This window comes from Streptomyces solincola, from assembly GCF_002982015.1.
In the GTDB taxonomy this organism is placed as follows: Bacteria; Actinomycetota; Actinomycetes; order Streptomycetales; family Streptomycetaceae; genus Streptomyces; species Streptomyces solincola.
Map to the genome: position 1 here is coordinate 1 of NZ_PVLV01000465.1, position 9629 is coordinate 9629.

Genomic DNA, 9629 nt, shown 5'->3' on the forward strand with positions numbered 1-9629 from the left:
CCGCGGTGCCGGCGGCGCGTGGCGCGGCGGGCGGGGCGGGCGCGGGGGCGGAGCCGGCGCCGGTCCGGCCGGCCGGGGCCGCCGGCGTCCGGGCGGCCTCCTGGCCCCCGCCGCCTCCGGCGCCGTCGGCGAGGAAGGCGCCCACCGCCACGGCGACCAGCGCGACGGCGCCCGCGACCAGGGTGGCGACGCCTTGGTCGCGCATGTCCTTGGCGTGCCATCGGGCGGCCCGCGGCGGGCGCCGCCTGCCGCGTCGGTTCGACATCGAAGCCATCAGTCCCCTACGTCCCCTCGGTCGCCGGGAGTTGCCCCGGGTCGTTCGGCAGGAAGGCTTCCGTGGCGGGCCCGGCCGGAAACCGCCCGGCGGGGGAATCGACCGCAAGAGGTGACCGGGAGGCGGACCGCGTCCCGGCCCGGCCGGGTGCGTCGGGCCCGTCGGTATCCGGTCGGGAACGGTCACCGACGAGCGGGACAGATCACCCATAGCGCAACGCCGATCACCGATACGGCAGGATGGGGCGAGGCCCGTCGGATTCGGTCGTCTGCACGACCCCTCCGACGGCAGAGGGTTCAGGGCCGCAGGCAGCAGGAGGGACGTCCCGTGGCATCTCCGCAGGCGAACAGTGAGAGCACCAGGCCCGCCGGACCGGACGGCGGCGTGCCGGAAATCGTCCTCTCGGCGGTCGCCGAGGTGACCGGGGACGGGCCGCACCGGCTCTCCGACGACTTCTACGAGCTGGGCTGCACCTCGCTGGACGCCATCCGGGTGTGCCTGCGGGTGAGCCGTGAGGTGGGGGTCGAGATCGCCCCGGAGACGCTGCTCGACAGCGCGGACCTGGCCGGGTTCGCCACGCTGGTCGCCGCGGCCCGGGACGCCCGGTGAGCGGTGCGGCCGGCCGCGGCGCGCCCGCTCGGCCCGCCCTGCCCGCGCCCCGGCCGGCGGCCCCCCGCCACGACGACGGCGGCGGACCGGCGACCATCCACGGGGCGGTGGCACGGCAGGCCCGGCTGCGCCCCGGCGCGGTGGCCCTGATCGCCGGGGCCGAGCGGATCGGCTACGCCGAGCTGGACGCTGCGGCCGAGGACTGGGCGGCGGAGCTGCGGGCCCGGGGCGCCGGGCCGGGCGTCTTCGTCCCCCTGCTGCTGCCCCGGTCGGCCGAGCTGGTGACCGCCGCGCTGGCCGTGCTGAAGACCGGCGCCGCGTACGCCGCGCTGGATCCCGCGTGGCCAGCCGGGCGTCTGACCACCCTGGCGGCCGCCCTCTCCCCCGTCGTCACCGTCGCCGCCGCGCCGCCGGAAGGCTGGCCCGGCACGCTCTGGACACCGCCCCCGCCGTACGGCCGGCCGCGCGGCGCGGCCGGGGGCGGAGCGGCAGCCGCGCCCGGCGCGGGCAGCCCGGACGAGGCCCGGGACATGCCCCGCCCGGACGGCCCGGACGGCCCGGACCGGGCCCGGGGCCTGTCGGGCGGTGCGGGCGACGCCCCCGCGGCCGTGTTCTTCACCTCGGGCACCACCGGCCGCCCCAAGGCGGTGGTGTCCGGCCACCGCGCGACGCTGAGCCTCTTCGGCGGCGATGGCGGTCCGCTGGCCGGCGGGGGCGGTCACGGACGGACGGCCGACGGCGGAGGTCCGCTCGGCGGCGGGGACGCGGTCGGGGGACCGCCGGTGATGCCGCTGGCGTCGCCGGTCTCCTGGGACGCGTTCACCCTGGAGGTGTGGGGGCCGCTGCTCGCCGGCGGCGCCTGTGTGCTGACCGGCGGCGGCTATCTGCTGCCCGGCACCCTGCGCGCCCTGGTCGCCGAGCACGGGGTGGACACCGTGTGGCTGACCGCGTCGCTGTTCCATCTCCTCACCGACGAGGACCCCGACTGCTTCACCGGGCTGCGGCAGGTGCTCACCGGCGGCGAGACGCTGTCGCCGCCCCGGGTGCGGGCCTTCCTGACCCGGCACCCGGACATCGCGCTGACCAACGGCTACGGGCCGGTGGAGACCTGCGTCTTCGCCACCGCCCGCCGCGTCCGGCCCGGCGACTGCGACCTGCCGTCCGGGATACCCGTGGGCGCCGCGCTGCCCGGGCGCGCGGTGCACGTGCTGGACGCCGAAGGCCGCGCGGCCGGCCCCGGCGCCGTGGGCGAGGTCTGCGTCTCGGGCGACGGCGTCGCGCTCGGCTATCTGGGCGAACCGGAGCTGACCGCCCGGCAGTTCCCCGTCATCGAGGTGGCCGGAGGTCCGGCCCGGGTGTACCGGACCGGTGACCTGGGCTTCCTGGACGAGGCGGGGGTGCTGCACTTCGCCGGCCGGGCGGACCGCCAGGTGAAGGTGCGCGGCCACCGGGTCGAGCCGGCCGAGGTGGAGACCGCGGCCCGGGCACTGCCCGGCGTCGCCGACTGCGCGGCGGCCCCCGTGCCCGGCGCGGGCGGCGGCTTCGAACGCCTCGCGCTCTTCTACACGACCGCGCCCGGGGCCGAGACGCCCGAGCCCCGCGGCGTACGGCGGGCGCTGGCCGGGATGCTGCCCCGGCACCTCGTACCCGACCTGGTGCACCGGCGCACCGCGCTGCCGCTGACCGCCAACGGGAAACTGGACCGCGCGGCGCTGCTGCGGTCGCTGCGGCCGGGCGACGGCGGGGAGGGCGACGTATGACCGACAACACCGGCACGACCGGCGGGGCGCTGCCCCCGAAGACGGCCGCCGGGGCCGGCGAGGCCGCGCCCATGTCGTTCGAGCAGGAGTCGATCTGGCTCAACGACCAGCTCCAGCAGGACGGCGCGGGCCGCTATGTGGAGTCGTGGGCGCACCGGCTGCGCGGCCCGCTGGACGAGTCGGCGGTCCGCGCGGCGCTGGACGGGATCGTCGCCCGGCACGAACCGCTGCGCACCGCCCTGGTGCTGGACGGCGGACGCCCGGTCCAGCGGGTGGCGCCGGCCGCACCGGCGCCGCTCACCGTACGAGAGGTCGCCGCGCCGCACCTGGCGGACGCCGTGCGCGCGGCCGTCTCCGGACCGCTGCCGGCCGACCGCCCGCCGCTGCTGCGGGCCACGCTGCTGAAGGTGGCGGCGGACGACGCCGTGCTGGCCGTCGCCCTGCACCACGCGGCGATCGACGGCTGGTCGCTGCGGTTGCTGGACGAGGAGTTCAGCGAGCTGTACACCGCCGCCGTGGAGGGCCGGCCGCACCGGCTCGCCGCGCTGCCGGTCACCTTCACCGCCTGGGCGCGCGAGCGGCGCGCGGCGGCCGCCGCGGAGCCCGGGGTGGTCGAACGCGCCCTGGACCACTGGCGGACGGCGCTCGCGGACGCCCCGGAGGAGTCGGCGTTCCCGCTGGACCGGCCGCGCCCGGCCGTGCCCGACCACCGGGGCGGTCTGCTGGAGTTCACCGTCCCGCCCGCGCTGGCCGAGGAGCTGCGCGGAGCCTGCCGCGCGCTGCGCGCCACCCCGTTCACGCTGTTCGGCGCGGCGCTCACGGCGCTGGTGGCACGGCTCGGCGGGCAGGAGGACGTGGTGCTCGGCACCCCGGTCACCCAGCGGGACCGGCTGGAGCTGGAGCCGCTGGTCGCCTGTTTGAGCGATCTGCTGCCGCTGCGCGCCCGGATCCGGCGCGGGCAGACCTTCCGCGAGCTGGTGCGGGAGAGCGCCGGGGCGGTACGCGGTGCGATGGCGCACCGGCAGGCCCCGCACAGCCTGCTGGTCGCCGAGCTGGCGGGCGAGCGCGTCCCGGGGCGGTTCCCGCTGTTCCAGGTGGTGTTCACGGTGGACGACGCGGCCGCGCCGGGCCTGCGGCTGCCGGGTGTCGCCGCCGAGCGGCTGTACGCGCACAACGGCACCGCCAAGTTCGACGTCTTCCTCGAACTGGTGCCGCTGGGCCGGGGCGGCGGCTACCGGGGGCTGCTGGAGTACGCCTCCGGGGTGCTGGACGCCTCGACGGCCGAGCGACTGGCCGGGCGCTTCTTGACCCTGCTGGCGGACGCGGTCCGCGCGCCGGACACCCCGGTCGCCGACCTGGCGCTGCTGCCGGCGGACGAACGCCGCCTGGTGGAGCAGGAGTCGCCCCGGGGCGGGGCGCTCGGCCCCGTACCGCCGCCGCACGCCCACGTCCGGGCCGCGGACGCGGCGCGCCGCCACCCCGGCGCGCTCGCGGTGCTGGACGGCGAGCGGTCGCTGACCTACGCCGCGCTGGACGCCGCCGCGGACCGCCTGGCGGGCCGACTGGCGGGGCTCGGGCTGCGCGGCCGGCGGGTCGGCGTGCGCATGGCGCGGTCGGCCGAGGCGGTGGTCGCCCTGCTCGCCGTCCTGCGGGCGGGCGCGGCCTGTGTGCCGCTCGACCCGGCGCTGCCGGCCGCCCGGCTCGCCCTGGTCGCCCGGGACAGCGGCATGGCGGCTCTGCTCACCACCCGGGCCACTCCCCCGCCGGCCCACACGGAGGCCGCCGCGGACCCGGAGGCGTGGGCCGCCGGCCTGCGGCTGCTGTACGCGGAGGACGCCCTGGGCCCGGACGGCCCGGCCCCGGACGTCCTGCCCCCGGCCGGTGCGGCGGGACCCGCCGCACCGGCTCACCCGGCCACGGCCGGGGAGGACTGGGCATACGTCGTCTACACCTCCGGGTCGACCGGGCGGCCCAAGGGCGTGGCCATGCCGCACCGGTCGCTGGCGGCGCTGCTGGACTGGCAGGTGCGCCAGTCCGCGGCCGGCGCCGGCTCCCGCACGCTTCAGTTCGCGCCGATCGGCTTCGACGTGGCCTTCCAGGAGGTCTTCGCGACGTTGGCGGTGGGCGGCACGCTGGTCGTGGCGGACGACGGGACGCGCGCCGACCCCGACCGGTTGCTGGACCTGGTGGGACGGCACGCGGTGGACCGGATCTTCCTGCCGTACGTGGCGCTCCAGCAGCTCGCCGAGCACACCGCGGCCACCGGCCGGAGCGCCGCGAGCCTGCGGGAGGTGATCACCGCGGGCGAGCAGCTCTATGTGACGCCGGCCGTCCGGGCCTTCTTCTCGGCCGCCTGCCCGGGCGCGCGGCTGGAGAACCAGTACGGCCCCTCCGAGACGCATGTGGTCACCCGGCATCCGCTGACCGGCGACCCCGCCGGCTGGCCGGAGCGGCCGCCGATCGGCCGACCGGTGCCGGGCAGCACCGTGCGGGTGCTGGACGAGCGGATGCGGCCGTGCCCGGTGGGCGTCGCCGGGCAGATCTGCGTCAGCGGCGACTCGGTGGCCGCCGGCTACCTGTCCGCCGATGGCGCGGACCGCTTCACGCCCGACCCCTTCGCCCCGGGGACGGGGGCGCTGCTGTACCGGACCGGGGACGTGGGGCGGTGGCGCTCCGACGGCACGCTTCAGTTCCTCGGCCGGGACGACGACCAGGTCAAGATCCGCGGCTACCGGGTGGAGCCCGGCGAGGCGGAGGCCGCCCTGAAGGGGGTCGCCGGGGTGGCGGACGCCGTGGTGCTCGCCGCCGACGGGCGGCTGGCCGGCTACTACACCGCGGCGGACGCCGCCGATCCGGGCGTGGAGCGGATCCGGGCGGCGCTGCGGGCCCGGCTGCCGCACTACCTGGTCCCGGCCGCCCTGGTGCGGGTGGACCGGCTGCCGCTGACCGCGACCGGCAAGACCGACCGGGCCGCGCTGCGCACGCTGCACGGGGCGGCGGCCGCCGGGCCGCCGCCCGCGCGGCAGGGCGGGACGCCGGCGTCCGGCACCGCGAAGGACGAGCCCGCGGTCCGCGGGCCCGCTGACCGCGGGCTCGCGGACGGCCGGCTCGCGCAGGTGTGGGCGGAGGTGCTGGGGGCGGGCCCGGCGGAACCCGGCCGGACGTTCTTCGCCGCGGGCGGCGACTCGCTGCTGGCGGTGCGGCTGTCCGTGCGGCTCCGCACCGAGCTGGGGCTGGACGTCCGGCCGGCCGACGTCCTGGCCGCGCCCACCCTGGAGGGGCTGACCGCGCTGCTCACCGCGCGCGGCGGCCCGGCCGCGTCGGCCGCGGCGCTGCCGGTGGAGACCCTCGCCGATGACGTCCGCCCCGCGCCGCCCCTCCCCCGGGCGCACGGGCCGGGGGCGGGAGGACCGGGGGCGGACGGGCCGGTGCGTCATGTGCTGCTCACCGGGGCCACCGGATTCCTGGGCGCGTTCCTCCTGCACGAGCTGCTGGAGCGCACCGACGACGCCGTGCGGGTGCACTGCCTGGTGCGCACCTCGGGCGGCCGGCCGGCCGGGCCGGAGGGCGACAAGCGGCTGCGGGCCGCGCTGGAGCGGTACGGGCTGTGGGACGAAAGCCGGGCGCACCGGATCCTGGCCGTCCCGGGCGACCTGGCCCGCCCGCTGCTGGGCCTTCGGCCCGGACGCTTCGAGCGGCTGGCGCGCACGGTGGACCTGGTGGTGCACGCGGGCGCGGAGGTGAACCTCGCCTTCGACTACGCCCGGCTGCGGGCGGCGAACGTGGGCGGCACCGCCGAGGTGCTCAGGCTGGCGGCGGCGTACCGGACCGTCCCGGTGCACCATGTCTCGACGGTCGGCGTCTTCCCGGCGGCCGGCCCGCCGACCGGGCCGGTGGGGCCGGACCATCCGCTGGGAGAGGTGGGCCGGCTGCGCAACGGCTACGCGGAGAGCAAGTGGATGGCGGAGCGGCTGGTGGAGCAGGCGCGGCGGCGCGGGCTGCCGGTGTCGGTGTACCGGCCGTCGCGGATCAGCGGCTCCAGCGCCACCGGCGTCTGCCAGGGCTCGGACTTCCTGTGGCTGCTGCTGAAGGGCTGCGTGCAGGCCGGGGCGGCCCCGGGCGACTACGTGTCGGAGTTCGACCTGGTGCCGGTGGACCATGTGGCCGGGGCGGTCGCCGCACTGGCCCTGGCCCCGGGCGGCGCGGGCCGGACGTACCACGTGGCGAGCGGCCGGCCGGAGCTGTTCGGCGCGTACGTCGAGGAGCTGCGGAGGCTGGGCTACCGGATGCGGGACGTGCCGCTCGACGTCTGGCGCCGCACGGTCGAGGGGCTGCCGGGCAACGCCGCGTATCCGCTGCTCGGGCTGGTGCCGCGGAGCGGCACGGACATCCCGGCCGACGCCGCCTTCCCGCGCTTCGACCCGGCAAGGACCCTGCGGGCGCTGGCGGGCACGCCGGTGGCCCCCGCCCGGGTGGACCGGGAGCTGTTCGGCGCGTGCGTCAGGGCCTTCGTACGGGAGGGCTTCCTGCCGCCCCCGGGGTGAGCGGCCCGGGAGGGCTTCCTGCCGCCTACCGGGTGAGGGACCCGGGGCCGGGATCCGGCTTCCGGGCCTCTGGGGAGGCCCGGGCCCCTTTCGAGATGGGCCCGTCTTCGAGATATCTTGATGTCGAGCAATGTTGCAGACGTGGAGCGGAGCACCCGGTGACTGACTCGACCATCATCTACACGCACACTGACGAGGCCCCGGCCCTCGCCACGCACTCCTTCCTGCCGGTCATCCAGGCGTACGCCTCGACCGCGGGCGTGGGCGTGGAGACCCGGGACATCTCGCTCGCGGGCCGGATCATCGCCAGCTTCCCCGAGTACCTCAAGGAGGAGCAGCGCATCCCGGACGCGCTCGCCGAGCTGGGTGAGCTGGCCAAGACGCCGCAGGCCAACATCATCAAGCTGCCGAACATCTCGGCGTCCATCCCCCAGCTCAAGGCCGCCGTGGCCGAGCTGACGGAGCAGGGCTACGCGCTGCCGGCCTACCCGGACGACCCGAAGACCGACGAGGAGCGGGAGATCCGCGCCCGGTACGACAAGGTCAAGGGCAGCGCCGTGAACCCGGTGCTGCGCGAGGGCAACTCCGACCGCCGCGCCCCGGCGTCGGTGAAGAACTACGCGAAGAACCACCCGCACCGCATGGGCGCGTGGACCTCGGACTCCAAGACCGAGGTCGCGCACATGACGGAGAACGACTTCCGCTCCACCGAGAAGTCCGCCACCGTCGAGAAGGACGGCACGCTGCGGATCGAGCTGGTCGGCGACGACGGCACCACCACGGTGCTGCGCGAGTCGGTACCGGTGCTGGCGGGCGAGGTCGTGGACGCCTCGGTGATGCGGGTCGCCGCGCTGCGCGAGTTCCTCACCGCCCAGGTGGCCCGCGCCAAGGCCGAGGACGTGCTGTTCTCGGTGCACCTGAAGGCGACGATGATGAAGGTCTCCGACCCGATCGTCTTCGGCCACGTGGTGCGCGCCTTCTTCCCGAAGACCTTCGCCCGCTTCGCCGAGGACCTGGCCGCGGCCGGCCTCACCCCGAACGACGGCCTCGGCGGCATCCACAAGGGCCTGGAGGCCCTGGCCAACGGCGACGAGATCAAGGCGTCCTTCGACGCCGAGCTGGCCGAGGGCCCGGCGCTGGCGATGGTCGACTCCGACCGCGGCATCAGCAACCTGCACGTGCCCAGCGACGTCATCGTGGACGCCTCCATGCCCGCGATGATCCGCACCTCGGGCCACATGTGGGGCCCGGACGGCCAGGAGGCCGACACCCTCGCCGTCATCCCGGACTCCAGCTACGCGGGCGTCTACCAGGTCGTCATCGAGGACTGCAAGGCCAACGGCGCCTTCGACCCGTCCACCATGGGCTCGGTGCCCAACGTCGGCCTGATGGCGCAGAAGGCCGAGGAGTACGGCAGCCACGACAAGACCTTCGAGATCCCGGTCACCGGCACCGTGCGCGTCGTGGACGCGAACGGCGAGGTGGTGCTGGAGCAGGTCGTCGGCGCCGGCGACATCTTCCGCATGTGCCAGACCAAGGACGCCCCGATCAAGGACTGGGTGAAGCTGGCCGTCACCCGCGCCCGCGCCACCGGCGACCCGGCCGTCTTCTGGCTGGACGAGGAGCGCGCCCACGACGCGCAGCTCATCGCCAAGGTGCGGCAGTACCTGCCGGAGCACGACACCGAGGGCCTGACCCTCGAGATCATGTCGCCGGTCGAGGCGACCCGCTTCTCGCTGGAGCGCATCCGCCGCGGTGAGAACACCATCTCCGTCACCGGCAACGTGCTGCGCGACTACCTCACCGACCTGTTCCCGATCCTGGAGCTGGGCACCAGCGCCAAGATGCTGTCGGTGGTCCCGCTGATGAACGGCGGCGGCCTGTTCGAGACCGGCGCCGGCGGCTCCGCGCCCAAGCACGTGCAGCAGCTCGTCAAGGAGAACTACCTGCGCTGGGACAGCCTGGGCGAGTTCCTGGCGCTGGCGGTCAGCTTCGAGCACCTGGCGCAGACCACCGGCAACGCCCGCGCGCAGGTCCTGGCGGACACCCTGGACCGGGCGACGGCGACCTTCCTCAACGAGGACAAGTCCCCGAGCCGCCGCCTGGGCGGCATCGACAACCGCGGCAGCCACTTCTACCTGGCCCTGTACTGGGCCCAGGAGCTGGCCAAGCAGACCGACGACGCCCAGCTCGCCACGGCGTTCGAGGCGCTCGCCGGGACGCTGACCGAGCAGGAGCAGACCATCGTCGACGAGCTGATCGCGGTGCAGGGCTCCCCGGCCGACATCGGCGGCTACTACCAGCCGTCGGTGGAGAAGGCCGACGCGGTCATGCGCCCGTCGAAGACGCTCAACCAGGCCCTCGCCACCCTGGCCTGACCTGCCCGGGGGCCTCGTGCCCCCACCCGTTCGCTCCGCCCACCGCCCCGGGCGGGCGGGCCGG

4 protein-coding genes and 1 pseudogene are annotated in these 9629 nt (G+C 76.6%); 4 read left to right on the forward strand and 1 reads right to left on the reverse strand.

What is annotated here, in order from left to right; all coding sequences use genetic code 11:
- Window positions 1-205, reverse strand: a pseudogene (locus C6N75_RS24640) (hypothetical protein); the annotation flags it as partial.
- Window positions 206-601: 396 nt separating this feature from the next.
- On the opposite strand from C6N75_RS24640, the gene C6N75_RS30920 reads away from it, so the two are divergent.
- The 4 genes from C6N75_RS30920 to C6N75_RS24660 all read left to right on the forward strand — a co-directional run bounded on the left by C6N75_RS30920 (window position 602) and on the right by C6N75_RS24660 (window position 9565).
- Window positions 602-883, forward strand: coding sequence for a phosphopantetheine-binding protein (locus C6N75_RS30920; protein ID WP_181160605.1), 282 nt, complete (start codon window positions 602-604; stop codon window positions 881-883).
- Window positions 880-2643, forward strand: a complete 1764-nt coding sequence (locus tag C6N75_RS24650) for an AMP-binding protein (RefSeq protein WP_105871095.1) — start codon at window positions 880-882, stop codon at window positions 2641-2643. Before C6N75_RS30920 ends, C6N75_RS24650 begins: the two co-directional genes overlap by 4 nt.
- The gene (locus C6N75_RS24655) at window positions 2640-7187 is read left to right on the forward strand and encodes a non-ribosomal peptide synthetase (RefSeq protein WP_105871096.1); all 4548 of its coding nucleotides are present in this window, start codon (window positions 2640-2642) and stop codon (window positions 7185-7187) included. Before C6N75_RS24650 ends, C6N75_RS24655 begins: the two co-directional genes overlap by 4 nt.
- Window positions 7188-7345: 158 nt before the next feature.
- Window positions 7346-9565 carry an NADP-dependent isocitrate dehydrogenase gene (locus C6N75_RS24660; protein WP_105871097.1) on the forward strand — a complete coding sequence of 740 codons (2220 nt, stop codon included), beginning with the start codon at window positions 7346-7348 and terminating at the stop codon, window positions 9563-9565.
- Window positions 9566-9629 lie beyond the last annotated feature (64 nt).